The sequence below is a fragment of the Synechococcus sp. R55.2 genome (genome assembly GCF_047462075.1).
In the GTDB taxonomy this organism is placed as follows: Bacteria; Cyanobacteriota; Cyanobacteriia; order Thermostichales; family Thermostichaceae; genus Thermostichus.
Window position 1 is genome coordinate 1 of record NZ_JANSIH010000264.1, and the last position, 650, is coordinate 650.

General features: G+C 56.2%; 2 protein-coding genes. Both read right to left on the reverse strand.

Annotation, left to right across the window (positions count from 1 at the left end; all coding sequences use genetic code 11):
- A partial coding sequence (locus NW838_RS08810) for a Rieske 2Fe-2S domain-containing protein (RefSeq protein WP_414427873.1) occupies positions 1–250 on the reverse strand: 250 nt, incomplete at its 3' end.
- A 191-nt stretch (positions 251–441) separates the two neighbouring features.
- The coding region (locus tag NW838_RS08815) for a hypothetical protein (RefSeq protein ID WP_414427874.1) at positions 442–650 on the reverse strand (209 nt) is incomplete at its 5' end.

Genomic DNA, 650 nt, shown 5'->3' on the forward strand with positions numbered 1-650 from the left:
TGCCAGAGCCGTCAAATTCCCAGCCGTGATAGGGGCAGCGGATGTGGCCATTGCAGACGACCCCCTTGGAAAGTTGGGCCGAGCGATGGCAGCAACGATCCAAGACGGCGCAGGGCTGCCCCAACTCATTGAGCCAAAGCACCAAAGGGGTCTTCAGCAGCGTGAAAGCTTGTGGGCCGGCTTCCAGAGCTGATACTGGGATCACAGGGTACCAAAACCGCCTCAGGACAGGTTGCTGAGTAACAAGCATAAACCCGCTCCACAAGTCTTGTTCGAAGGATCATGAGCCAGCTTTTCGTGAGCCCAGGTGACTCAAAGCATTGCCCTCAGCAAAAAGAGTAGGCGTCGAAATACCCGAAGTCCGTATAAGCCAACACAGCTTTGCCCTGCCACAGCGGTCGCGTTTGGACATCGACAACTCCCCCTCTATCCAGAGATGGGCTATTGATTGAGGGAAGTAGAAAAGTGTCGGTGGGCTTCTGTTGGCATGTGGCTGTGGGGAGAGGTGGAAAGGTGCAAAACGAATTGAACCCCAACCGAGATCTCCGTAACACAGGGATCCCGGCCCAACCTACTGCAGAGTCCACCTCCCCCAAACCAGAACCGGCTGCTGAGAGCCGGCCAAACCAACTGACGGATCCAGATCCTCG